Here is a 23,498-nt window from a genome sequence, read left to right as displayed (position 1 = left end):
CAGCTAGGAGGTGCCGCGGGGTCAGCCGCGCTCGGCGGTGGCCTCCGACAGGGCGGTGACGCGTTCCGACCAGTCGCCGCGGTGGCCGACGAGGTCGATGACGCGGGAGTCGTCGTCGCGGCGGTCGATGCGGACTTCGAGGTATGCGTCGGCGAGTTGTTCGACCATGCCCTCGCCCCACTCGACCAGAGTCACCGAGTCCTCGACGGAGGCGTCCAGGTCCAGGTCGTCGACCTGGGCGCGGGGGTCGGTGACGTTGCCCAGCCGGTACGCGTCGACATGCACCATCGGCACCGTGCCGCCGGCGGCACGGTCGGGGCGGTGCACCCGGGCGATGACGAACGTCGGCGACGTGACGTCGCCGAGCACCCGCAGCCCGCGCCCGATGCCCTGGGCGAGCGCGGTCTTGCCGGCCCCGAGCGGGCCGCTCAGCACGAGCAGGTCCCCGGCGCGCAGCACGCCGGCCAGGCGGGAGCCGAAGTCGCGGGTGTCGTCGGCGGTTTTGAGGATCACAGCAGCTCCAGCTCGTCCAGGAAGGTGATGAGGGCCTGGTTGACCTCGTCGGCGTGCTCCAGCATCACCACGTGCCCGCTGTCGGGGACCAGCACCATCTTGGCGTGCGGCAGCAGCCGGCAGATCTCCTCGGAGTGGGCCACCGGGGTGATCAGGTCGGCGTCGCCGACGACGACCATGACGGGCACCTGGTTCAGGGCGCGCAGGGCCGGGTAGCGGGCGTGGCTGTTGATGGTGCGCAGGTAGCGGGCGACGGTCTCGGTGGTGGTGCGCGAGTTCATCTGCTCCACGAAAGACACCAGCGCGGGGCTGGGGGAGTCGCCCCCGAAACCGTACCGCCGGGTCAGCAGCCAGGCGAGGTCGGTGCTGGCCTGCCGCGCCTTGTCGATCATCGGGCCGGTGAACCGGGCCGCGCCGGTGAGCAGGGCGAGCAGCGGCCCGCTGGTGCGATTGAGGATCTCGGGCAGGTTGCCGTAGCTGATCCCGTCGAGCTGGCCGCCCGAGGTGGCGATGAGCACGGCCCCGGCGACCCGGTCGGCGAACAGGTCGGGGTGCTGCTCGGCGCAGGCCATGATGGCCATGCCGCCCATCGAGTGGCCGACGAGCACGATCGGGCCGACCGGGGTGGTGGCCTTGATGACGTCGTAGAGGGCGTCGCCGAGCGCGGGCAGCTCGTACTCGCCCTCGTGCAGGGCGCTGGACAGGCCGTGGCCGGGCTGGTCGTAGAAGACCATGCGGTGCTCGCCGAGCGCGTCGAGGGCCTTGCGCTGGAAGTGGAAGGTGCCCTGGTCGAGGCAGAACCCGTGGACGAAGATGATGGTCGGCTCGGGCGGGCCGGGCTTGCCGAACTCGACCGCGATCCCGTCCACCGGCTCGACGATCTCGACGTGCAGCTGTACGCCGTCGTCGGTGCTGACGGTGAGCGTCTCGTCGTAGGGCAGGCGGCCGAAGGGCTCGTCGGCGTACGGGTCGGTGTCGGTGCGCCGGCTGCGCTTGACTACCAGGCGCTCGACGGCGACACCTGCGGCGACCCCGGCCGCGGCGACACCGATGACGGCGCCGATCAGCCCGGCCTTGCGCCGGGTGCCCGCCGGTTTGTCCTTGGCCGAGGCCTTGTCGCCGGTCGCCGTGTCGCTCACGCCTTCTCCTCGCTGCGCTCGTCGGCGGCGTGAGACTCACTGAGCCGTCCGGTTCGCTCGCTGCGCTCGCTCACGCGGCATCACCGCGATAGACCCGCGGCACCCGGGTGCTGCCGAAACGCGTCACGATCTCGTAGTTGATGGTGCCGACGGCGTCGGCCCAGTCGTCGGCGGTGGGTTCGCCCCGGTCGCCGGGCCCGAACAGGATCACCTCGTCGCCCTCGCTGACCTCGGCGTCGCCGACGTCGACCACGAACTGGTCCATGCAGACCCGCCCGGCGACGGTGTACCGGCTGCCGTTGAGCAGCATCGGGCCGGTGCTGGAGGCGTGCCGGGGCACGCCGTCGGCGTAGCCGAGCGGCACGAGCGCCACGGTCGAGTCCCGCTGCGTGACGTAGGTGTGCCCGTAGGAGATGCCCTGCCCGGCGGGCAGGCGCTTGGTCAGCAGCACCCGGGCGCGGGCGGTCATCGCGGGGCGCAGCGTGGCGCGCACCGCGGGGTCGTCCAGCGGGGAGAGGCCGTACACGGCGATGCCGGTGCGTACCAGGTCGAAGTGGGTGTCGGGCCGGGTGAGCGTGGCCGCGGAGTTGGCCAGGTGCCGCACCTGCGGCTCGATGCCGAGGCGCTGGGCGGTGTCGAGGGCGTCGGTGAAGGCGGCGAGCTGGCGGTCGACGGTCTCGTGGCCGGGCGCGTCGGCGCACGCGAAGTGGCTCCACACGCCGATCACCTCGGCGTACCCGTCGGCCTGGGCCTTGCCCGCGGCCTCGACGAGCTGCGGCCACTCGGGTGCGGCCGCGCCGCTGCGGGACAGCCCTGTGTCGATCTTGAGGTGGATCCGGGCCGGGCGTCCGGCCTCGCGGGCGCCTGCGGTCACCGCAGTGAGCTGGGACAGGCTGGCCACGCTGAGGTCCACGTCGGCGGCGATCGCGCGGGCGACCGGCTGGCCGGGCAGCCAGAGCCAGGCCAGCACGGGAGCGCCGAGGCCCGCGTCCCGCAGCCCGAACGCCTCGTCCAGGGTGCAGACGCCGAGCCAGGTCGCGCCGCCGGACAGCGCCGCGCGGGCGGCGGGGACCATGCCGTGCCCGTACCCGTCGCCCTTGACCACGGCCATGACCTGGGCGGTGGTGTTCGACCGCAGCGTGCGCACGTTGCCGCGGATCGCGTCGAGGTCCACCACGACCTGGGACTGAGCGTCGGCCTGCCACATGAGTCCCAGCCTACCCAGCAGTACGCCGGGGACCCCCGAGGGCCGCGCCCGGTCCCAAACCCCACCGAAATCGATCATGAAGTTGTACCCGCGACACGCCGCCGACCCTTGCCATAGGTTCATGATCATCGGGGTGGGGTGGGGGGCACAGTAGGGTGGGGGGCGTGTTGGTGCTGGTGTTGGATACGGCTACGCCTGCGGTGACGGCCGCGCTGGCCGAGGTCAGGCCGTCGGGGCACGCCGTGCTGGCGCAGCGGGCGACGGTGGACGGCCGCGCGCACGGCGAGCTGCTCGCCCCGCAGATCGATGCGCTGCTGGCCGAGGCCGGGGTCAAACCCCGCGACCTGGCCGCCGTGATCGCCGGGGTCGGGCCGGGCCCGTTCACCGGGCTGCGGGTCGGCCTGGTCACGGCCGCGTCGCTGACCATGGCCCTGAACATCCCGGCGTACGGCGTCTGCACGCTGGACGCGCTGGGACTGCGCACCGCGGGCCGGGCGCTGGTGGCGACGGACGCGCGGCGGCGCGAGGTCTACTGGGCGGTGTACGCCGACGGCAGGCCGCTGACCGGCCCCGCCGTGGACAAGCCCGCCGACGTCGCGCCGCGGCTCGCGGAGTACGCGGTGACCGCCGCGGTCGGCGAGGGCGCGGCGAAGTACGCCGACGTGTTCGGCCTGCCCGCCGGCGAGCAGCTCTACCCGGAGCCGTCGGCGCTGGTCGAGCTGGCCGCGCAGCGGGTGCGTACGGGCGTCCCGAGCGAGCCGCTGACCCCGCTCTACCTGCGCCGCCCCGACGCGGTCGAGCCGTCCGCCCGCAAACCGGCCCTGTCCGCGAGCGAGCGATGAAGATCGAGCGGCTGCGCTGGTGGCAGATCGAGGATCTGCTGCCGGTCGAGGCCGACCTGTTCGGCGCGGAGGCGTGGACCGCGGCGATGTTCTGGAACGAGCTGGCCAACGGCCACCACTACCTGATCGCCACCGAGGACGACGGCACCGTGCTCGGCTACGCCGGGCTGGCCGTCGGCCAGGGCGAGGGCTGGGTCAACAACATCGCGGTACGCCGGGACGCGCAGCGGCGCGGCATCGGCCGGGCGCTGCTGGAGGCGCTGCTCGCCGAGGGCCGGCGGCACCAGGTGAAGCAGGTTCTGCTGGAGGTCGCCGCCGACAACGCGCCCGCGCAGCGGCTGTACGCCGGCTACGGCTTCGAGGTCATCGGCATCCGCAAGGGCTACTACCAACCCAGCAACGCCGACGCCCTGGTGATGCGGCGCGAGGAGAGAGCATGAGCGAGCGCAGCGAGGGAACCAGGCGGCTCAGCGAGTCTCATGCAGCCGACGAGCGCAGCGAGGAGAAGGCATGACCACCAGCGAACCCCTGGTTCTGGGGATCGAGAGCAGCTGTGACGAGACCGGCGTCGGCATCGTGCGGGGGCACACCCTGCTGGCCGACGCGCTGGCGTCCAGCGTGGACGAGCACGCCCGCTTCGGCGGCGTGGTGCCGGAGGTGGCCAGCCGGGCGCACCTGCAGGCGCTGGTGCCGACGCTGCACCGGGCGCTGGACGAGGCCGGGGTGACCCTGGCCGACATCGACGCCATCGCCGTCACCGCCGGACCCGGCCTGGCCGGGGCGCTCCTGGTCGGCGTCGCCGGGGCCAAGGGCCTGGCGCTGGCCACCGAGAAGCCGATCTACGGCGTGAACCACCTGGCGGCCCACGTCGCGGTGGACACCCTGGAGCACGGCCCGCTGCCGGAGCCCGCGATCGCGCTGCTGGTCTCGGGCGGGCACTCGTCGCTGCTGCGGGTCGACGACCTGACCCGCGGGGTGACCCCGCTCGGCGCGACCATCGACGACGCGGCGGGCGAGGCCTTCGACAAGGTGGCCCGGCTGCTGGGCATGCCGTTCCCGGGCGGCCCGCCGATCGACAGGGCGGCCCGCGACGGCGACCCGCTCTCGATCACCTTCCCGCGCGGCCTGACCGGGCCGAAGGACCTGGTCGAGCACCGGTTCGACTTCTCGTTCTCCGGGCTGAAGACCGCCGTGGCGCGCTGGGTCGAGGCGCGTGAGCGCTCCGGCGAGCCGGTGCCGGTCAACGACGTCGCGGCGAGCTTCCAGGACGCGGTCTGCGACGTGCTGACCCGCAAGGCCATCGACGCCTGCCGGAGCCAGGGCATCGAGACGCTGGTCATCGGCGGCGGCGTGGCGGCGAACTCGCGGCTGAAGGCGATGGCGGCCGAGCGCGCGGCCCAGTACGGCATCACCGTGCGGGTGCCGCGGCCCAAGCTGTGCACCGACAACGGGGCCATGGTGGCCGCGCTCGGGTCGCATCTGGTCGCCGCCGGCACGGCACCGTCCAAGCTGGACTTCGCGGCCGACTCCGCGATGCCGCTCACGCTCGTCGGGGTGTAGCTTTGCCCGGTGCTGAGGGCGACGACGTGATCGTGCGTATGTGGGAGGTGCGCGCCTATCCGCGCACCTTCACGGAACTGCTGAACTGGGTGTGCGAAGAGGCCGTGCCGCGGCTGGAGGTCGAGCCGCTGCACATCACGAGCGAGGTGTTCTCCTCGACCGACCTGCGCGTCGTGGTGATCTCGCGCTGGCGCGGCGAGCCCCGCCCGCTGGCCGACCCGCCCGAGGGCCTGGCCGCCCGCTCGCCCCACGTCTGGGACTTCGCCCCCGTCGACCGCTGATCCCGGGCCGCTACCGGCCGCATCGGCGGCCCAGCCGCGATGATCGCCGTTCCCGGTCATGATCTGCGGTCTCGCCGCACGAATCGCCCTGAAACGGTGATCTTGCGAGTGGTGGTGCGCCGTTTCGGCGTGGCTGCTGCGGTCCCCGGCCGGGTGCGGGCGACGATGAGGGCCACCCCCGGCATGAAGGGGTGCGTATGGTCTCGCGTCGTGGCGTGCTGCTCGGCGGTGGCGCCGTGGTCGTGGCCGGGCTGTTCGGGCGGCCGGCGAGCGCGACCGGCCCGGCGAGCGATCCGTTCACGCTGGGTGTCGCCTCGGGGGACCCGACCCCGGACGGTTTCGTGCTGTGGACCCGGCTGGCGGTGACGCCGATGGCCGAGGACGGCCGCGGGGGCATGGCCGACCGGGCGTACGAGGTCTGGTGGCAGGTCGCCCACGACGAGCGCTTCACCCGGCCGGTCGCGTCCGGCATGAGCTGGGCGGAGCCGTCCTGGGCGCACAGCGTGCACGCCGAGCCGACGGGCCTGGAACCCGGCCGGGAGTACTTCTACCGCTTCGGCGTCGACCGCTGGACCTCCCCGGTGGGCCGCACTCGCACCGCCCCGGCGCGGGCCGTCCTGCCGGCGGCGCTGGACCTGGCGTTCCTGTCCTGCGCGCAGTACGAGCACGGCTTCTTCACCGGCTACCGCCGGATCGCGGAGTCCGAGCCGGAGCTGATCGTGCATCTGGGCGACTACGTCTACGAGTACGCGGCCGGTGTCTACAACGCCCCGAGCGGCAACGTGCGCGACCATGCCGGGCCGGAGACGCAGACGCTGGCCAACTACCGGCAGCGCTTCGCGCAGTACAAGCTGGACCCGGATCTGCAGGCGGCGCACGCGGTCGCGCCGTGGCTGGTGGTCTTCGACGACCACGAGGTGGACAACAACTGGGCGGGTCCGGTGCCGGAGCGGCCCAACCCGCGCTTCGAGCGTCGGCGCACCGCGGCCATGCGGGCCTACTGGGAGAACATGCCGCTGCGGTACGCGCGCCAGCCGCGCGGCACGGCGCTGCCGCTGCACCGCCGGGTGCGCTGGGGCAGGCTGGCCACGTTCCACCTGCTCGACACCCGGCAGTACCGCGACGACCAGGGCTGCGGCGACGGCTACCGGGACTGCCCGGCCGCGACGGACCCGGCCCGCTCCATCCTCGGCGCGCCGCAGGAGAAGTGGCTGCTCGACGGCTTCCGGCGCAGCGGCGCGACCTGGGACGTGCTGGCCCAGCAGGTCTTCTTCGCGCAGCGCGACCGGGACCCCGGCCCGGTGCTGAGCACCAGCCAGGACGCCTGGGACGGGTACGCGGCCTCGCGGCAGCGGGTGGTGCGGGGCTGGCTCGACGCGAAGGTGCGCAACGCGGTGGTGCTCACCGGGGACGTGCACGCGCACTGGGCGGCCGACGTGAAGCTCGACTTCGCCGACCCGGACGCGCCGGTCGTCGGCTCCGAGCTGGTCTGCACCTCGCTGACCACGGGCGGCGACGGCTTCGACTCGGACCCGGCGACCCACCCGTTCCTGGCCCACAACAAGCACCTGCGCCTGTACAACGGCCAGCGCGGCTACGTGCGCGCCACGGTCACCCCGGCCGAGCTGGCCGCCGACTTCATGACCCTGCCGTACGTGCACCGCGCGGGCGCGCCGGCCCAGCGCAAGGCGGGCTTCGTGATCGCCGACGGGGTCCCCGGCCTGCAACGGCGCTACCTGCGCCCGTTCACCGGCCCGCAGGCGTTCGCGCCCCGGGAGCTGGCCGACCACACGGTGTGGGCGGAGACGGAACGCCCGTGACGAGATCCCGGCCGTGCGGAGGTGCCGCGAGCGTCCCACCCTCCGGTAACCTCTGCGCGTGCTGGACATCCGGAGGCCGCGACGACGGGGCGCCATCCTGTTCGACCTCTACGAGACCCTGATCCCGGATCGGACACCGGCGCAGCGCGACGAGGTCAGCCGGCGCATGGCCGGAGCGCTGGGCGTCGATCCCGACCGGTTCGCCACGCTGTTCCGGGGCACCATGCTGGCCCGGATGCGCGGCGAGTTCGGCACGCTGAGCGAGACCATCCGCACCCTGGCCTACCGGCTGGGCGGCGAGCCCACGGACACGGCCGTGCGCTTCGCGGAGGTGGCCCGGCTGCGGTTCACCCGGGAGGTGCTGTGGCCCTCGCCGGGGGTGCTGGCGGTGCTGGACGGGTTGCGCGCCGCGGGCCACCCGCTGGGGCTGGTCACCAACTGCTCGACGGAGACCGTGACGCTGTGGCGGGAGCAGCCGCTGGCACCGCGCTTCGACGTGGCGGGTTTCTCCTGCCTGCTCGGGGTGACCAAGCCCGACCCGGTGCTGTTCCTCAAGGTGTGCGGCGATCTGGGCGTCACCCCGCAGGAGTGCGTCTTCGTCGGCGACGGGCACGGGGGAGAGCTGGCCGCGGCCGCGGCGCTCGGCATGCGCGTGGTGCGCACCGTCGAGCACGCCGACAGCGATCCGGGTTGGCACGGAGAGACCGTCCACCGCCTGGGTGACCTGCCGGCCCTGCTGGCTGCCTGAATACCGGGAAAACCGGTGGCGTCCGCCGGGGCTGCCTAGTAAGTTCAGCGCCGCTATGCGTTCCTTACCTCTGGCCGATCCCGGCACTCCCGACACCAGGTCAGCCGTCCGGTATCTGTGGTGGCTGGCCTCGCACCAGTCCCGGACCATCGGCTTGGGCATGTTCTACGGCATCACCTGGATGCTGGTGGGCGCGCTGATCCCCATGGTCATCGGCAAGGCGATCGACGCCGGCATCACCACCAAGGACACGTCCGCCCTGGCCCGCTGGGCCGGGGCGTTCATGCTGCTGGGGCTGGTGCAGGCGGCGAGCGGCATCATGCGCCACCGCAACGCGGTGTTCAACTGGATGTCGGCGAACTTCCGCACCGTGCAGGCGGTCGTCCGGCACGCCAACCGCCTCGGCGCGACGCTGCCCAAACGCATGGCCACCGGCGAGGTCGTCGCCATCGGCGCCGCCGACACCAGCCACATCGGCAACGCGCTGGACATCACCGCGCGCGGCTCGGCCGCGATCGTCAGCCTGATCACCGTCACCGTCATCCTGCTGACCGCGTCGGTCAAGCTCGGCCTCGTCGTGCTGCTCGGCGTGCCGGTGCAGATGGCGGTGGTGAGCCTGCTCATCAAACCGCTGCACCGCCGCCAGCAGGCCTACCGCGACCAGCAGGGCGCGCTCACCGGCCGGGCCGTGGACATCGTCGCCGGCCTGCGCGTGCTGCGCGGCATCGGCGGCGAGCAGGTCTTCGCCGAGCGCTACCGGACCCAGTCGCAGCAGCTGCGCGAGGCCGGCGTACGGGCGGCACGCATCGACTCGCTGCTGGAGTCCATCCAGGTGCTGATGCCGGGACTGTTCCTGGCCCTGGTCACCTGGCTCGGGGCGCGGCTCGCGGTGGCGGGCGAGATCCAGCCCGGCGAGCTGGCCAGCTTCTACGGGTACGCCGCGTTCCTGGTCATGCCGATGCGCACGCTCGCGGAGATGCTGGAGAAGATGACGCGCGGCCACGTCTCGGCGGGCCGGGTGCTCCAGGTGCTGCGGCTCGAACCGGAGATCACCTCGCCCGCGTCGCCGTTGCCGCTGCCCGAGCACGGCACGCTGGTGGACGTGAAGTCCGGCCTGGCGCTGCGGCCCGGCGTGCTCACCGTGCTGGCCGCGGACCGGCCCGAGGACGCGATCGAGATCGCCGACCGGCTCGGCCGGTACGCCGAGGGCGAGGTGACGCTGGGCGGCGTGCCGCTGTCCGCGGCGACCCGCGACGACGTGCGCGCCCGCATCCTGGTCGCCGACAACAACGCCCGGCTGTTCAGCGGCCCGCTGCGCGAGGAACTCGACCCCACCGGGACGGCCGGCGACGAGCAGATCATGGCGGCGCTGGGTACGGCCAGCGCCGAGGAGGTCCTCGACGCGCTGCCGGACGGGCTCGACGCGTTCGTCGCCGAGCGCGGGCGCGAGTTCTCCGGCGGGCAGCAGCAGCGGCTGCGGCTGGCCCGCGCGCTGCTGGCCGACCCGCCGATCCTGATCCTCGTCGAGCCGACCAGCGCCGTCGACGCGCACACCGAGGCCCGCATCGCCCGCCGCCTCGGCCCCGCCCGCCAGGGCCGCACCACGCTGGTCGCCGGCACCAGCCCGCTGCTGCTGGACCAGGCCGACCACGTCGCCTTCGTCGAGGACGGCAAGGTCGTCGCCGAGGGCGCCCACCGCGAACTGCTGGCCGCCGAACCCCGCTACCGCGCCGTCGTGACCAGGAGTGTGGACGCGTGAGCGAGCGCAGCGAGCGAACCGGCAGGCTCGGCACACGCCGCCGACGAGCGCAGCGAGGAGAAGGCAGCGAGCGCAGCGAGCGAATCATGACGCAGCGGGCTCATGCCGCCGACGAGCGTAGCGAGGAGAAGGCATGAGCCGAGTCCAGTTGCCGGTCGCGGATGCGGCGGCGGTACGCCGGTACGCGCGCCAGCTGCTCGGACGGCATCCCGGCGCGCTCACGCGGGTGGTCGTCCTGCACGGGCTCGCCGCGCTCGCCGGGCTGGTCACGCCGTACCTGCTGGGCAAGCTGATCGGGGGGATCCAGCACGGCATGACGCTGTCCGGCGTCGACGGCATCGCCCTCGGGTTGGTGACGTTCGTGCTGGTGCAGGCGGTGCTGACCCGGTTCGCCGCGTTCTCGTCGGCGACGCTGGGCGAGCGGGTGCTGGCCGAGCTGCGCGAGGAGTTCGTCGACCGGGTGCTCGCCATCCCGCTGTCCACCGTGGAGCGGGCGGGCACCGGCGACCTGGTCACCCGTACCAGCCGGGATGTCGCGCAGCTGTCGCACAGCATGCGCCGCGGCGTACCGGAGACGCTGATCGCCCTGGTCACGCTCATCCTGACGGCCGCCGCACTGGTCTGGCTCTCGCCGCTGATGGCGCTGCCCTGCCTGGTCGGCGCGCCCATCATCATCGTCAGCGCCCGCTGGTACCTGCGCCGCGCACCCAAGGCCTACCTGCGCGAGAACGCCGCCTCCTCCGAGGTCATCGACGGGCTCACCGAGACCTTCGACGGCGCGCGCACCACCGAGGCGCTGCGCACCGGCGCCCGCCGCATCCGCCGCACCGACCACGACCTGCGCGAGCAGTACCGGGCCGAGCGGGGCACGCTGCGGCTGCGCACGTTCTTCTGGCCGTTCGTCGACCTGGGCTTCACGCTGCCGGTGGCGGCCACCCTGTTCCTCGGCGGCTGGTTCTACATCCAGGGCTGGGTGCCGCTGGAGGTCGTCGTCACCGCGGTGTTCTACGTGCAGCAGCTGATCGAGCCGATCGACCGCCTGCTCGGCTGGGCCGACGAGCTGCAGGTCGGCGCGACGTCGCTGGCCCGGCTGCTGGGCGTGGCCGAGATCGGCGACGACCGCGAGGTCACCGGCGCCCGCCCCGACTCGGAGCGGCTGACCGCGACCGACGTGCGCTACGCGTACACCGAGGGCCGCGACGTGCTGCACGGCGTGGACCTGACCATCGCGCCGGGGGAGCGGCTGGCCATGGTCGGGCCGTCCGGCGCGGGCAAGTCGACGCTGGGACGGCTGCTGGCGGGTATCGACGGGCCGCGCACCGGCACCGTCGCGGTCGGCGGCGCGCCGCTGGTCGAGCTGCCGCTGGAAGAGCTGCGCGGGCACGTCGCGCTGGTCACCCAGGAGCACCACGTGTTCGCCGGCACGCTGCGCGACAACCTGGCGCTGGCCCGGCCGGACGCGTCCGAGGAGCGGCTGCGCGAGGCGCTGGCCGCCGTGGACGCGCTGGACTGGGTGGACGAGCTGCCCGAGGGCCTCGGCACGGAGGTCGGTGGCGGGCGGCACGAGGTGTCGCCCGCGCAGGCGCAGCAGCTCGCGCTGGCCCGGCTGGTGCTGGCCGACCCGCACACGCTGGTGCTGGACGAGGCGACGTCGCTGATCGACCCGCGGGCGGCCCGGCATCTGGAGCGGTCGCTGGCGGCGGTGCTGGAGGGGCGGACGGTGGTGGCGATCGCGCACCGGCTGTTCTCTGCGCACGACGCGGACCGAGTGGCGGTGGTGGAGGACGGACGGATCGCGGAGCTGGGGTCGCATGACGAGCTGGTGGCCGCCGACGGCTCCTACGCTGCCCTGTGGCGCTCCTGGCAGTCCTGACGCTCTCGTCTTGCGATAGACGTTGGCCTATCACATCGATTCCGAGTGCCGGATTTTCGATGAGATAGGCCAACGTCTATCGGGCGGGCGACGCCGGCGTGCCGGCCAGCGAAGCGTGTACGGCTTCCGGACCGCCGAGGCGGGTGACCAGGGCAGGCGAGAGGTAGAGGGACTCGATGGTGCGGGCGGGCCGGCCGTTCAGGGTGCCCTGCGAGGACGTGCCCGCGTCCAGGTGCAGGTGCAGCAGGCCGAGGTCGGCGGGCAGCGGCTCGCCGTAGCTGCGCTCGCCGGAGGCGGGGTCGCGGGACAGGCCGTCGTACGACAGCAGGAACGACGTGCCCCGCCCGACCGCCGCGCGCAGCCGCGCCACGAACGCCTCGCGTGGCAGCCCCGCCATGTACCGGTGGTCCCGGGCCTGGCTCACGCCCTGGTACGGCGGGTCGAGGTACACCACGTCGGCAGGTTCGGCGCGGTTCAGCACGTCGGCGTAGTCGGCGGCGTACGCCCGGCAGCCGGTCAGCACGCGGGCGGTCGCGGCCAGCCGGGCCCGCATCGCGGCGGGCCGCGCGCCCAGCCGCCGCCGGTCGGGGCCCTGGTTGAACCCGCCCTCGCGGTTGTAGCGCACCGCCGCCTTGACGCAGCGGGCGAGCAGGTACAGCAGGCAGTGCGGCTCGTGGGTCTCGTTGAAACGGGTGCGCACCGCGTCGTAGTACGCCTTCGGGTCGGCGAGCTGCTCGTGCCACAGTCGCTCGTAGTCGGCGGCCAGGTCCAGCGGCTCGGCGAGCACCCGCTGCCACAGCCGCATCAGCGGCTCGTTCACGTCGCTGATCTCGGCGGTCTCGCCGATGCGCAGGTGCCGGGCGGCGATGGCGACGGCGGCCGACCCGGCGAACGGCTCCAGCAGCCGCGCGGTGTCCGGCGGCAGCAGGGGCACGATCGCGTGCGCGAGCTGCCGCTTGCTGCCCTGGTACGGGATCGCGTGCGGCACGTCGGCGAGCCCGGGCAGGCGACGGGGCGGGAAAGGGGCCGGCACGACCATCCATTGTGCTGGATGGTTCGGGCTACCGGCCGGTATTCACCCCAGCGGGTCGGTGTCGGTAATCAGCCCAGCGGGTCGGCGAGCAGTTGCTCGAAGGCGAGTTCCGCCGCGCCGAGCAGGGCCGCGTCGCCGCCGAGCTTGGGCGTGCGCAGCCGGACGTGCTCGCGGGTGGCGGGCAGGCCGATGCTGTTCAGGCGGCTGCGCACCTGCGCCGCGGCGGCCAGGTACACGTCGCGCAGCGTGCCGCCGAAGATGACCAGCTCCGGGTTGAAGATGTTGACCAGGTTCGCCACGCCGAAGCCGAGCCAGTCGCCGACCTGGCGTACCGCGACCTGGGCGGTGGCGTCGCCGCGCGCGGCGGCCTCGACCACGGCCAGCACCGCCTCGGCGCCCTGGGCGGTGTCCCGCCCGGCGGCGTGCAGCAGGGCGTGCTCGCCGATCTCGGTCTCCCAGCAGCCGCGGGAGCCGCAGCCGCAGGCGCGGCCGTGCGGGTTGACGACCATGTGGCCGACCTCGCCGCCGTAGCCGCCGTGCCCGGTGACCCGGCGGCCGCCCGCGATGATGCCCGCGCCGACGCCGACGTCGCCGTACATGTAGATGATGTTGTCGCAGCCGACGGCGACGCCGCGGGTGTGCTCGGCCAGCGCGCACAGGTCCGCCACGTTGCCGACGGCGACCTGCGGCAGCAGGTCGGGCAGCCGGTCCTGCAGCGCGTGCCCGAGCGGCTCGTCCAGCCAGCCCAGGTGCGGCCCGAGCCGGACCAGGCCGTCCTCGCGGCGGACCAGCCCGCACACGGCGATGCCGGCCCCGATGCACCGGGCCTGCGGCTTGACCTGCTCGGCCATCTGCGCGACGAAGTCGGCCACCGGGCGTACCGCCTCGATGGCCTCGCCGCGCGGGCGCGGCGCCTCCCGCTGGTCCAGGATGACGCCGCCCAGCCCGACCCGCGCCACCCGGATCCGGTCCACCTCCACGCTCGCGGCGTAGGCGTAGACCAGATCCGAGGACGGGCGCACCACCAGCGACGGCCGGCCGGCCCGGCCGGTCTCGCGCGGCGCCTCCTCGCTGACCAGGCCGACAGCGGCCAGGTCAGCGGTGAGGGCGCCGATGGTGGAGCGGTTGAGACCGAGTTCGGAGGTGAGCTCGGCACGGGAGATAGAGCCGCGCACGTGCACGAACCGCAGCAACGCGCCGAGGTTCTGCCGCCGGATCTCCTCCTGGCTCGGTCCCGCTCGCATGATTCTCCCGTTGACAGGCGTACGTCGGTCAGCTGCTCGCGGCCGAACGGCGCCGCGAGAAGGCGTCCACGCTCGCCGCCAGCAGCAGCACCACGCCGGTGGCGACGTACTTGTACGCCGAGCTCCAGCCGACCAGGCCCATGCCGTTGATGATCATCGTGATCACCAGGCCGCCGAGCACCGCGTCCAGGACGCGGCCCTTGCCGCCGAAGAGGCTGGTGCCGCCGATGACCGCCGCCGCGACGCCGTACAGCAGCACGTTCGAGCCGCCGGTGTTCGGGTCGACGGAGCGCGCCATGCTGGCCGCCAGGATGCCGCTGACCGCCGCCATCGCCGAGCAGATGACGAACGCGGAGATGCGGATGCGGTCCACCGCGATACCGGCCCGGCGGGCCGCCTCACGGTTGCCGCCGACGGCGTAGATGTGGCGGCCGAAGGCGGTGCGCCGCAGCACGAACGTCCACACCAGCAGGAGCACGCCGATCACGGGCACCACGATCGGCACGCCCTTGAGCGAGAACAGCGGGTTGCGGCTGCGCTCCTCGTTCAGCACCGCGACCGCGACGCCCACCAGGACCGCCAGGCCGATCACCCGGAAGGCGACGACCTGCCACAGCATCGCGGGCAGCCCGCGGCGGCGGCGGTTGCGCTGCTGGATCAGCTGCGTGGTGGCGAAGCCGAGCACGGTCAGCGCGCCCAGCGCCCAGCCGACCATCGGCGGCATGTACTCGTTCTCCAGCGAGATGATGATCTCGTCGCGGACCGAGATGTTGGTGCCCTCCTTGAGCAGCCACAGCACGGTGCCCTGGAAGGCCAGGAAGCCCGCGAGGGTGACCACGAAGGAGGGGATGCCGACCTTCGCCACCAGGAAGCCCAGCAGCAGGCCGATCACGACACCGGTGACGATCGCCGCGGCCACCCCGACGTACCAGGGGTAGCCGTTCGTGGTCAGCATGATGGCGAGCACCGCGGCGCAGACGCCCGACGCGAAACCGGCGCTGAGGTCGATCTCGCCGAGCAGCAGCACGAACACCAGGCCCATGCCGAGCACCACGATCGGCCCGGCCTGGGTGAGCAGGTTGGCGAAGTTCAGCGGGGTGAGAAAGGACGGCCGGGCGGCCGAGAAGACGACCGTCAGCACGACGATGCCGAGCACCGCCGGCAGCGCGCCCATGTCGCCGCTGCGGACCCGCTGCCCGTAGCTGCGCAGGTAACCCCACAGGCCGCCGTCGTCCTTGGCCGGGGTGGCGACCTTGGCCGCCTCGTACGAATTCGTGGTGGTCGCGCTCACGCTGCGGCTCCTTCCTCGACGAGGCCCAGCTGGCCGCTGCGGCCGGAGGTGATCAGCTCGACCACCTGCGAGTGGGTGACGTCCGACGTCTTGACCTGGGCCGCCATCCGTCCCAGGTACAGCGCGGCGATCCGGTCGGAGACAGCGAACACGTCGTTCATGTTGTGGGAGATCAGCACAACGGCCAGACCGTTGTCAGCCAGGCGGCGGACCAGCTCCAGCACCTGCTGGGTCTGCGCGACGCCGAGGGCGGCGGTGGGCTCGTCGAGGATGACCAGCTTGCTGTTCCAGAGCACGGCCTTGGCGATCGCCACGGTCTGCCGCTGGCCGCCGGAGAGGCTGGACACCTGCTGGCGGACCGACTTGACGGTACGCACGGACAGGCCGGCCAGGGTCTGCTGGGCGAGCTGCTCCATCGTCGGCTCGTCGAGGACCATGCCGCTCTTCTTCTCGCGACCCAGGAACATGTTCTGGACGATGTCGAGGTTGTCGCAGAGGGCGAGATCCTGGTACACGATCTCGACGCCGTGGCTGGCGGCGTCGCGCGGGTTGTGGACGTGGACCTGCTTACCCTCCATCAGGTATTCGCCTGAGTCGATGGGGTAGATCCCGCCGATGCACTTGACCAGCGTTGACTTGCCGGCGCCGTTGTCGCCGACGAGTGCGGTTACCTCGCCTGGGTGGACCTGGAAGGCGACGTCCCGCAGCACCTGCACCGGGCCGAAGCTCTTGTTGATTCCACGCAGTTCGAGTAGAGGGGTTCCCATCAGGGCGCTCCGTTCGAGGGGTTACTGCCTGTTCCACAGACGTGGTCCCTGGGTGCCTTGCGACCCCCAGGGACCACATTCCGGTTGAGCCGTCAGGTCAGCTGATGCCGGCCTCGGTGCACTTGGCCGCGAAGTCGGCGGTGCACAGCTCTGCCTTGGTGACGTAGCCGTCGGTGACGACGTCCTTCACGTTCGCGAAGTAGATCGCCTGCGGCTCCAGCAGGACCGAGGGCACGTCCTTGCCGGTCTCGGAGTCCTTGGTGGTCTGCGAGACGGACTTGGTCTCACCCTTGGCCAGGGAGATCGCCAGCTCGGCGGTCGCGGTGGCCTCCTTCTTGACGGCCTTGTACACGGTCATGCACTGGTCGCCGAGGAGGATGTTCTGCAGGCCCTGCACGGTCGCGTCCTGGCCGGTGACCGGGACCTTGCCGTTGAGCTTGTTCTTCTTCAGGATCGAGATCGCCGCGTTGCCCAGGCCGTCGTTCGCGGCGAGCACGCCGTCGATCTTGCCGTTGGCCTTGGTCAGCATCTGCTCGAAGATCACGCCACCCTGCGCGTTGTCCCAGTCCGGCACGGCCTGGTCGTCAACGAGGGAGTACTCCTTGGCGTCGTACTTCGGCTTCAGCACCGACACGCCGCCCTCCTTGAAGAGGGTCGCGTTGTTGTCGGTCGGCGAGCCGTTCAGCTGCGCGATGGCCGGGTTCTTGACGGCCTTCTCGGTGAGGCACTTGACCAGGCCCTCACCCTGCAGGCGACCGACCGCGACGTTGTCGAAGGACACGTAGTACTTCGCGTTGCCGCCCAGCGTGAGCCGGTCGTAGTCGATGGTCGGGATGCCCTGCGCCGCGGCCTTGTCCAGCACGGCCTTGCCGGTGCCGGAGTCGAGGTTGACGATGACCAGGACGGTGACGCCCTTGGTGATCATCTGGTCCGCGATGCTCTGGAACTGGGTCTTGTCACCCTGGGCGTTCTGGATGTCGTACTTGACGTTGGCGGCCTTGAAGGCCTCCTCCAGGTACTTGCGGTCCGCCGTCTCCCAGCGGGCCGAGGACTTGCTGTCCGGCAGGATGACGCCGACGAAGGGCGTCTTCGAGTCGGCGGGCTGGGCGTCTTCCGCACAGGCGGCCAAGCCGGTGACGGCCATCAGGCCGGTCATGGCTACAGCCAGGATCCCTTTGCGCATCGTTGCTCAAATCCTCTCGGATTCAGGGGTGTGTATTCAGGTGGTGCGGGCGGCCCCGCCGGGTTCCGGGACCAGGCGAGTCCAACAGCGTTCATCAGTGCGTGAGGCCGGTCACACGGGGTTTTGTTGTGTGCGACAACGTATGCGCAACAAATGCAAACGCGCAAGCCCAAGGTTTGTTGTAGGCAATAACAATTCAGCAACGTCCCCGTAACCCGCCCGCTCGCTGCCCTTTCCCGCCGCGCCGATCTTGGGGGAGGGGGTGGGAGCGACATACCCAATCCCGGCAATTGGACGCGCCGATTCGCAAGATCGTCTTTGTTCGCGTCGGCGGTCGTTGCCCGCTCTGGCGGGGCTGCGGCCATGAGCGCTACGGGCGTCTCGGCGTCGGCCGGTAGGGCGGAGTCAGCCGGTAGGGAGCGGAGTCGGCTCGATCGCGGCTGCTGCGATTGACAAATCGGGCATAGCGACCAGTGGTTTTTGGCTGCTAGTCGCTGGGGGTCATGTCGTTGCCGGCGATAAGAACCACAAAAGGGGCAGAATGGTCGGGCTTGAGTTCCCCGGCGCGCTATTCCACTGCCTCAAATCGGGCATATCGGCGAGAGGTCAAATGGTGATCCGTTTTTGTGGACGCTGGACGTCGTCATAGGGACGTCCAGCGTCCACAAAAACAGATCTTCGAGCCTGCACCAGCCTTCCGGCGGCTGGATCGGGGCTTCGGGTGCGACGGGCTTCGGGTGCGACGGGCTGTCGGTGGGGCGCGGCGCGCGACGATCGTGACGACGCCGCGACCGACCGACGTGGGCCGGCCGCGACCGACCGACGTGGCTTGCTGTGACGGATCGATGTGGCCGGCCGCGACGGACCGACGTGGCCGAGGGTCAGGCGCGGGCGATGGGGGCGAGTGTCGCCGAGGTCAGGCGGACCAGGTCGGCGGGGGCCAGCCGGAGCTGGAGGCCGCGCTTGCCGGCGGAGACGTAGATCAGGTCGCCGTCCAGTGCCGACTGGTCGATGACCGTGGGCAGGCGCTTGCGCTGGCCGAGGGGGCTGATGCCGCCGCGGACGTACCCGGTGGTCTTCTCGGCGAGGTCGCGGTCGGCCATCGCGGCCTTCTTGCCGCCGGCCGCCGCCGCGAGCGCCTTCAGGTCGATCTCGCCGGTCACCGGCACCACGGCCACGGTGAGCGCGCCGTCGACCTCGGTGACCAGCGTCTTGAACACGCGCGCCGGGTCGGCCCCGATGGCGTCGGCGACCAGCGCGCCGTAGTTCGGGGAGTCGGGCGACACCTCGTAGGTGTGCAGCGTGTGCTTCACCTTCTGCTTGGTGAGCAGTGCTGTCGCGGGAGTCCCCTGGCTGGCCACGCCGCGATGCTACCGCCGCCGCGGGCGGCGGAATCGATCAGGGACTTGTGGACACGAAACGCCGTCGAGCCGTGCCATAAGTTCATGATCAACGCGGCGGGGTGGGGGGTAGGGGGGTGGCGAGGATGGTTAGGGGGGTGGTGGCGGTGCGGGTGAGGAGGAGGGAGGCGGGGTTCGGGCCGGAGAGGCGGAGGTCGCGGCGGAGGTGTTCGACGTCGAGGGCGCTGCCGCGTTTGAGGATTTCGAGGCGGCCGACGCCGCGGGTGCGGAGGGTGGCGCGCAGGCGTTTGAGGGAGAAGGGGAGGACCTCGTCGACGGTGAAGCAGCGGCCGAAGGGGGACCTGATCGGGGTGTCGGACCAGATGTAGGCGATGTTGGGGTCGGCGAGCCAGCCGTCGTGGGCGGCGGCGAACTCGGCGACGAGGTGGGCGCGGACCACGGCGCCGTCGGGGTCGGTGACGTAGCGGCCGGGCGGGGCGACGGGCGCGGTCTGCTCGCCGGTGCCGGTGAGCTCGTGCGGGACGCCGTCGCGGAAGACGGTCGCGCGGCGCGGGGCGGCCGCCAGGGGGCCGCACCAGGCGGCGGCCTCGACCACGTCGCCGTCGACGGACACCAGTTCCAGCTCGCAACCAGTCGGCAGCAGGGCCTGGTCGATGCCGGGGGCGAGTTTGAGCACGGTGTGCGGCACCCGCTGCGGTAGGGAGACCACCCAGTCCCAGGGCGGGGAGTAGTCCTCGGGGCGGAAGATGCGGCGGCCGCCGCTGCGGCGGGCCGGGTCGCAGAACACCGCGTCGACCAGATTCAGGTCGAAGTCCTGGGCGTCGCCGCAGGTGACGGTAGCGGCGGGGGCGTTGAGGGCGGCGCAGGCGGCGGTGAGCGGGTCGGCGTCGACGCCGTACGCCCGGATGCCGGTGGCGGCGACGGCGCGCAGGTCGGCGCCGAGGCCGCAGCCCAGGTCGGCCAGGGCCGTCACGCCCGCGGCGCGCAGGCGGGCCGCGCGGCGTACCGCGACGATCTCGCGGGTGGCCTGCTCCAGGCCCGCGCGGGTGAGGAAGACCCGCCCGGCGTCCGCGCCGAACTTGGCCGCGGCCCGGCCGCGCAGCGCGACCTGGGTGAGGGCGGCGGCGGCCAGGCCCGGCGGCACGCCGCGGGCCCGCAACGCCGAGGCGGCGGTCAGCTCGTCGGTCCCGGCCAGCTCGCCTGCCAGGTCCAGCGCCGCGACACCGTCGGGGGTACGCAGCTGCGCCAACTGTTCGAGATCCACGCCGCCATTCTCGCAGCGCGCACCCGCTCGGCTCGGCTGCGGCCGACGGCACCCCGCCGCGCCTGACCACCGCGCCGGAGGAACGTCACAGGGACCGGCGGACACGCCCCGGTGAGCGCTGGACACCTGGTGAATCGGATAATTCACCGAGTGGCGGCTGGCACTCTCCTTGACTGAGTGCTAGACGCGGCATAATGTTCGGAGTTAGCACCCTGCCCTGCAGAGTGCTAATGCATGACCCGCCCGGCGGGGCCGACACCCGCGACGACGGCAACGCCCGGGCGAAGACTTGACCAGAAGACAACACCCGGGTCTCGTGCCGCGAGAACCCGGGGCTATACCCCAGGAGGGTATGCTCGTGACTACCGCGACGAAGGTTGCGATCAAGCCGCTCGAGGACCGGATCCTGGTCCAGGCGAACGAGGCTGAGACCACCACCGCGTCGGGCCTCGTGATCCCCGACACCGCCAAGGAGAAGCCGCAGGAGGGCACCGTCCTGGCTGTCGGCCCCGGCCGCGTCGACGACAAGGGCAACCGCATCCCGGTCGACGTCAAGGTGGGTGACAAGGTCATCTACTCGAAGTACGGCGGCACCGAGGTCAAGTACGCCGGCGAGGAGTACCTGCTGCTCTCCGCCCGCGACGTCCTCGCGGTCGTCGAGAAGTGATCCGTGCGATGCCCCGGCCCGCCCGCGAGGGTGAGCCGGGGCATCGTGACGTTTAAGGGAGACGATTGATGCCTAAGATCCTTAGCTTCTCCGACGACGCGCGGCACCTGCTGGAGCACGGTGTCAACGCGCTCGCCGACGCCGTCAAGGTCACGCTCGGCCCGAAGGGCCGCAACGTGGTGCTGGACAAGAAGTTCGGCGCGCCGACGATCACCAACGACGGCGTGACCATCGCCAAGGAGATCGAGCTGTCCAGCCCGTACGAGAACCTGGGCGCGCAGCTGGTCAAGGAGGTGGCGACCAAGACCAACGACGTCGCCGGCGACGGCACCACCACCGCCACCGTGCTGGCCCAGGCGATGGTCCGCGAGGGCCTGCGCAACGTGACCGCCGGCAGCAACCCGGCCGGTCTCAAGCGCGGCATCGACGCGGCCGTCACCAAGATCAGCGACGCGCTGCTGGCCAAGGCCGCCCCGGTGGCCGACAAGTCCGACATCGCGCAGGTCGCGACGATCTCGGCGCAGGACTCCACCATCGGTGAGCTGATCGCCGAGGCGATGGACAAGGTCGGCCGCGACGGTGTCATCACCGTCGAAGAGGGCTCGACGATGACCACCGAGCTCGACATCACCGAGGGCATGCAGTTCGACAAGGGCTTCATCTCGCCGCACTTCGTCACCGACCCCGAGTCGGGCGAGGCGGTGCTGGACGACCCGTACATCCTCATCACCACCAGCAAGATCTCCTCGATCGAGGAGCTGCTGCCGCTGCTGGAGAAGGTCCTCCAGACCAGCAAGCCGCTGCTGATCGTGGCCGAGGACGTCGACGGCCAGGCGCTGAGCACCCTCGTGGTGAACTCGATCCGCAAGACCGTCAAGGTCGCCGCGGTGAAGGCCCCCGGCTTCGGCGACCGCCGCAAGGCGATGCTGCAGGACCTCTCCGTGCTCACCGGCGGCGAGCTGATCGCCCCCGAGCTGGGCTACAAGCTCGACGGCGTCACCCTGGAGCAGCTCGGCCAGGCCCGTCGCGCGGTCATCACCAAGGACACCACCACGATCGTGGACGGCGCCGGCGCGCAGGCCGAGGTCGACGCGCGGGTCGCGCAGATCCGCAAGGAGATCGAGGCCTCGGACTCCGACTGGGACAAGGAGAAGCTGGGCGAGCGCCTGGCCAAGCTGTCCGGCGGCATCGCCGTCATCAAGGTCGGCGCCGCGACCGAGGTCGAGATGAAGGAGCGCAAGCACCGCATCGAGGACGCCATCGCGGCCACCCGCGCGGCGGTCGAGGAGGGCATCGTGCCCGGCGGCGGCGCGGCGCTCGCGCAGATCGTCAGCGTGCTCGACGACGACCTGGGCTTCTCCGGCGAGGAGAAGGTCGGTGTCGCGATCGTGCGCAAGGCGCTGGTCGAGCCGCTGCGGTGGATCGCCCAGAACGCCGGCCACGACGGCTACGTCATCGTGCAGAAGGTCCAGGGCAGCGACTGGGGCACCGGCCTCGACGCGGCCAAGGGCGAGTTCGTCGACCTGGTCAAGTCCGGCATCGTCGACCCGGTGAAGGTGACCCGCAACGCGGCCATCAACGCCGCGTCGATCGCGGGCCTGCTGCTCACCACCGAGTCCCTGGTGGTGGAGAAGCCGGCCAAGGCCGAGCCCGCGGGCAACGGCGGCGGCCACGGCCACTCGCACGGCCACGGCCACCAGCACGGCCCGGGCTTCTGAGCCTGAGCGGCTGAACATCGACAGCGGGTCCCGGCTCCGGCCGGGGCCCGCTGTCGCGTTTCTGTCGTATGCGGCATGCACGGCGGTCGATAGTGTCCTGGCATGACCGGTCGCGGCATGGTGCGCTACTTCGGCCTGGTGGGCCTGGCCTACCTGGTCGCGACGCTGGGCACCGGCCTGACCGACTACCTGACCGCGGCCGAGGTGAGCAAGGCCAAGGCGCTGGCCGTCTCCGGCGGCGTCGGGCTGGTCGTCGCCCTGCTGCTCGGCGTGATCGACCTGGCCAAGAGCGGCAGCTCGCGCGGCGCGGCCGCGGAACCGCCGGGCACCGGTCCGGGCGCGGTCCCGCAGGCACACGGCTACGCGGTCCCCGCCGCGCCGGCGGGCGGTCACGGCACCACCTACGCGGGCGGCTCGGCCTATCCGGGCGGCTACGGCAGCGCCCGGCCGGCGGGTGCGGCGGCGGGCACACCGGCGCGGCGGGGCGGGATCGGGCTGGTGTCGACCGCGATCCTGCTGCTCGGGCTGTGTGCGGGCGGCGGCTACCTGGCCACCACGGCGGTGCAGGCCGGGGTGGCGAAGCTGAGCGAGTTCGCGACGCCGCCGTGGATCGCGAAGCGGAACGAGTCGGGTCAGGAGCGGCTGGCGTCGGCGGCGTCCGCGACCGGTGGGCCGCTGACCATCACCGTGCTGAGCGTCGAGGTCACCAGCCAGGCCACCAAGGTCAAGATCCGGGGCGAGAACACGGGCGGGGACGCGCTCACGCTGCCCACGTTCGGCCGGGCCCAGCTCACCGCCGCGGGCGAGACGCTGCTGCCGGACCCGGGCGCGAGCACCTGGCCGGAGACCGTGCCCGCAGGCGGTGAGGCGACCGGCGTCATCGTCTTCGACGGGGTCCTCGGCCCCGACGTCGACTCCGTCCGCCTGTCCTTCAGCGTCATCCACGGCAGCTTCGACGCCCCACCCAACATCGCCGTCGACATCCCCGTCCACCCCGTCCAGTGACCCCGCGCAGTCGGCTTTCGCGGCCGGCTCGCTGCACTTTCGGGGAAACCGCAGCTTCGGGCCGCCGCGTCGCCGCAGTCTCCCCGAAAGTGCAGGCAGCCGGGGGCACGTGCGTGACGTGAAGGCGGGTGGGGGCGGTCGGCCGGACGGGGTAAGGAAACGGTAAGCCGTCGGGCCCTGCCGTTGCGCGGCGACGCGGGGCAGACTGGCGGGCGTGGTTAGT

General features: G+C 72.2%; 21 protein-coding genes. 11 read left to right on the top strand and 10 right to left on the bottom strand.

The window, feature by feature from the left end:
* Positions 1-21 precede the first annotated feature (21 nt).
* The 3 genes from tsaE to alr all read right to left on the bottom strand — a co-directional run bounded on the left by tsaE (position 22) and on the right by alr (position 2,859).
* On the bottom strand, positions 22-513 hold the full coding sequence (gene tsaE, locus Cco03nite_RS12275; protein ID WP_203692180.1) for a tRNA (adenosine(37)-N6)-threonylcarbamoyltransferase complex ATPase subunit type 1 TsaE: 492 nt from the start codon (positions 511-513) through the stop codon (positions 22-24).
* A complete protein-coding gene (locus Cco03nite_RS12270) occupies positions 510-1,580 on the bottom strand; it encodes an alpha/beta fold hydrolase (protein WP_239167324.1) in 1,071 nt (356 codons plus the stop codon). Before Cco03nite_RS12270 ends, tsaE begins: the two co-directional genes overlap by 4 nt.
* Before the next feature lie 142 nt (positions 1,581-1,722).
* Positions 1,723-2,859 (bottom strand): alanine racemase, encoded by a 1,137-nt coding sequence (gene alr, locus Cco03nite_RS12265; RefSeq protein ID WP_203692178.1) that lies wholly within the window; start codon positions 2,857-2,859, stop codon positions 1,723-1,725.
* A gap of 164 nt (positions 2,860-3,023) precedes the next feature.
* Between alr and tsaB the strand changes: the two genes are divergently transcribed.
* From tsaB to Cco03nite_RS12225, 8 genes are all read left to right on the top strand, one after another.
* Positions 3,024-3,701, top strand: coding sequence for a tRNA (adenosine(37)-N6)-threonylcarbamoyltransferase complex dimerization subunit type 1 TsaB (tsaB, locus tag Cco03nite_RS12260; protein ID WP_203692177.1), 678 nt, complete (start codon positions 3,024-3,026; stop codon positions 3,699-3,701).
* Entirely contained in the window at positions 3,698-4,141 is a 444-nt protein-coding gene (gene rimI, locus Cco03nite_RS12255; RefSeq protein ID WP_203692176.1) for a ribosomal protein S18-alanine N-acetyltransferase, read from the top strand. The genes tsaB and rimI overlap by 4 nt, the downstream gene beginning before the upstream one ends.
* Positions 4,142-4,211: 70 nt before the next feature.
* Positions 4,212-5,261: a tRNA (adenosine(37)-N6)-threonylcarbamoyltransferase complex transferase subunit TsaD gene (gene tsaD, locus Cco03nite_RS12250; protein WP_203692175.1), complete on the top strand. Its 1,050-nt coding sequence runs from the start codon at positions 4,212-4,214 to the stop codon at positions 5,259-5,261.
* Between the two features lie 26 nt (positions 5,262-5,287).
* On the top strand, positions 5,288-5,542 hold the full coding sequence (locus Cco03nite_RS12245) for a hypothetical protein (RefSeq protein ID WP_203692255.1): 255 nt from the start codon (positions 5,288-5,290) through the stop codon (positions 5,540-5,542).
* Positions 5,543-5,739: 197 nt separating this feature from the next.
* Positions 5,740-7,362 (top strand): alkaline phosphatase D family protein, encoded by a 1,623-nt coding sequence (locus Cco03nite_RS12240; protein ID WP_203692174.1) that lies wholly within the window; start codon positions 5,740-5,742, stop codon positions 7,360-7,362.
* Positions 7,363-7,420: 58 nt separating this feature from the next.
* Positions 7,421-8,110, top strand: coding sequence for an HAD family hydrolase (locus tag Cco03nite_RS12235; RefSeq protein WP_239167318.1), 690 nt, complete (start codon positions 7,421-7,423; stop codon positions 8,108-8,110).
* A 55-nt stretch (positions 8,111-8,165) separates the two neighbouring features.
* Complete coding sequence (locus Cco03nite_RS12230) at positions 8,166-9,869, top strand: ABC transporter ATP-binding protein (protein ID WP_203692173.1); 1,704 nt, start codon at positions 8,166-8,168, stop codon at positions 9,867-9,869.
* A 133-nt stretch (positions 9,870-10,002) separates the two neighbouring features.
* Entirely contained in the window at positions 10,003-11,742 is a 1,740-nt protein-coding gene (locus Cco03nite_RS12225; RefSeq protein ID WP_203692172.1) for an ABC transporter ATP-binding protein, read from the top strand.
* 76 nt (positions 11,743-11,818) lie between these two features.
* Here Cco03nite_RS12225 and Cco03nite_RS12220 read toward each other — a convergent pair whose 3' ends face one another.
* The 7 genes from Cco03nite_RS12220 to Cco03nite_RS12190 form a co-directional block, all read right to left on the bottom strand.
* Complete coding sequence (locus Cco03nite_RS12220) at positions 11,819-12,775, bottom strand: DNA adenine methylase (protein WP_203692171.1); 957 nt, start codon at positions 12,773-12,775, stop codon at positions 11,819-11,821.
* A gap of 68 nt (positions 12,776-12,843) precedes the next feature.
* On the bottom strand, positions 12,844-14,019 hold the full coding sequence (locus tag Cco03nite_RS12215) for an ROK family transcriptional regulator (protein ID WP_203692170.1): 1,176 nt from the start codon (positions 14,017-14,019) through the stop codon (positions 12,844-12,846).
* A gap of 28 nt (positions 14,020-14,047) precedes the next feature.
* Positions 14,048-15,310, bottom strand: a complete 1,263-nt coding sequence (locus Cco03nite_RS12210) for a sugar ABC transporter permease (RefSeq protein WP_373314229.1) — start codon at positions 15,308-15,310, stop codon at positions 14,048-14,050.
* On the bottom strand, positions 15,307-16,080 hold the full coding sequence (locus tag Cco03nite_RS12205; protein WP_203692252.1) for an ATP-binding cassette domain-containing protein: 774 nt from the start codon (positions 16,078-16,080) through the stop codon (positions 15,307-15,309). Before Cco03nite_RS12205 ends, Cco03nite_RS12210 begins: the two co-directional genes overlap by 4 nt.
* A 94-nt stretch (positions 16,081-16,174) precedes the next feature.
* Positions 16,175-17,260 (bottom strand): sugar ABC transporter substrate-binding protein, encoded by a 1,086-nt coding sequence (locus tag Cco03nite_RS12200; RefSeq protein WP_203692169.1) that lies wholly within the window; start codon positions 17,258-17,260, stop codon positions 16,175-16,177.
* Positions 17,261-18,141: 881 nt separating this feature from the next.
* Positions 18,142-18,621, bottom strand: coding sequence for a Cys-tRNA(Pro) deacylase (ybaK, locus tag Cco03nite_RS12195; protein WP_203692168.1), 480 nt, complete (start codon positions 18,619-18,621; stop codon positions 18,142-18,144).
* Between the two features lie 88 nt (positions 18,622-18,709).
* Positions 18,710-19,885, bottom strand: coding sequence for a class I SAM-dependent methyltransferase (locus tag Cco03nite_RS12190; protein WP_203692167.1), 1,176 nt, complete (start codon positions 19,883-19,885; stop codon positions 18,710-18,712).
* 358 nt (positions 19,886-20,243) lie between these two features.
* Between Cco03nite_RS12190 and groES the strand changes: the two genes are divergently transcribed.
* The 3 genes from groES (at position 20,244) to Cco03nite_RS12175 (ending at position 23,275) form a co-directional block, all read left to right on the top strand.
* Positions 20,244-20,552: a co-chaperone GroES gene (gene groES / locus Cco03nite_RS12185; RefSeq protein WP_428835559.1), complete on the top strand. Its 309-nt coding sequence runs from the start codon at positions 20,244-20,246 to the stop codon at positions 20,550-20,552.
* A 68-nt stretch (positions 20,553-20,620) separates the two neighbouring features.
* On the top strand, positions 20,621-22,270 hold the full coding sequence (gene groL, locus Cco03nite_RS12180) for a chaperonin GroEL (protein WP_203692165.1): 1,650 nt from the start codon (positions 20,621-20,623) through the stop codon (positions 22,268-22,270).
* Positions 22,271-22,372: 102 nt separating this feature from the next.
* Positions 22,373-23,275: a hypothetical protein gene (locus Cco03nite_RS12175; protein ID WP_203692164.1), complete on the top strand. Its 903-nt coding sequence runs from the start codon at positions 22,373-22,375 to the stop codon at positions 23,273-23,275.
* Positions 23,276-23,498 lie beyond the last annotated feature (223 nt).

Source organism: Catellatospora coxensis (assembly GCF_016862635.1).
Lineage (GTDB): Bacteria > Actinomycetota > Actinomycetes > Mycobacteriales > Micromonosporaceae > Catellatospora > Catellatospora coxensis.
This window is presented reverse-complemented; position numbering and strand designations above follow the sequence as displayed.